Genomic DNA, 1,188 nt, shown 5'->3' with positions numbered 1-1,188 from the left:
GAATGTTATTCAAATTGGTTCAGGGTCTACAGTAATTACGCATAACGTTGTTGTATTCACGAACCCTCACTGGCTTAAGGGGCGCCAGCCCCGGGTCCGACGGACTTAGCCAGTGCAGGGTTGTCTGCTGATTCCACTTCTTCGAAATGCCTCTGCAGACCAAGGCCCCGCTAGGGGCCGCAGCGTGAATACGGTGTTATATGAAGTGACCGACCCACAGTTAGATCTTACAAATTAGTTGTCGTACTTATATAATGTCTTCCCTATTAATTCCTTGGCTTCATCTTCAGTTATATCTACTAATAGTCCTATTGATTCATTTATTCGTTCCTTATATTTACTTCCATAATTCAACATCTCTACGCCTTTGACTTTAACTAATACTTCATTATTTAAAGCCTTTAAATAGTCTCCTATTTTTATTATTCCTTTGGGATCTTGAACTGTTCCCGTTAACACATACCCTCTACCTGTTATTTTAAAAATATCATTTACATATAAGCCAAACATTCGAATCGCCTCGAATATGTACAGTTTTTTTGTTTTCTTACTTTTAATTCATTGTTTATAGATCATTCGGTCATTTCATATAACGTTGTTGTATTCACGAACCCGAGAACCTTAAGGGAAGCATGGATCCACCGGCGCAGCTGGATCCCGACCGGCCGCGACGCGGTTAGGTTCGCAGAGGTTGTCTGCTGACTTCACTTCCCCGAAAAGCCTCTGCAGACCAAGGGCCGTTAGGCCCGCCGCGTGAATACGGTGTTATATGCTGTCGGGGCCTTCCTGAATATGCTAGATTCCACTGGCCTTAAACCGCCCTTAAACTTAAATGATTCTTGACCTTAATCGCTCTTGACCTTAAATCGCTCTTGATCTTATATCGCTCTTGACCTTAATCGCTCTTGATCTTAAATCGCTCTTGATCTTAAATCGCTCTTGACCTTAAATCGCTCTTGACCTTCAATCGCTCTTGACCTTCAATCTCTCTGGCTCTAAAATCGCTCTTGTTCTTTAAAAGTTATTACTGGCCTCTGCCCCGATTGCATATAACGTGCATGTATTCACGAACCCGAGAGGCTTAAGGCGCGCTAGCGCCGGGTGGCTCCGCCACTTAGCCTCGCAGGGTTGTCTGCTGATTCCGCTTCCTCGAAATCCCTCTTGCAGACCAAGGGCCTACTTCTTAGA

1 protein-coding gene is annotated in these 1,188 nt (G+C 44.2%); it reads right to left on the bottom strand.

What is annotated here, in order from left to right; genetic code table 11:
- Window positions 1-234: 234 nt before the first annotated feature.
- Window positions 235-510, bottom strand: a complete 276-nt coding sequence (locus ACSEXW_RS28195) for a hypothetical protein (protein WP_438449510.1) — start codon at window positions 508-510, stop codon at window positions 235-237.
- Window positions 511-1,188 lie beyond the last annotated feature (678 nt).

The organism is Oryzibacillus soli, from assembly GCF_051594765.1.
Classification (GTDB): Bacteria; Bacillota; Bacilli; order Paenibacillales; family NBRC-103111; genus Paenibacillus_AR.
The sequence above is the reverse complement of the archived record's forward strand: the minus strand, read 5'-3'. Positions and strand labels throughout refer to the sequence as shown.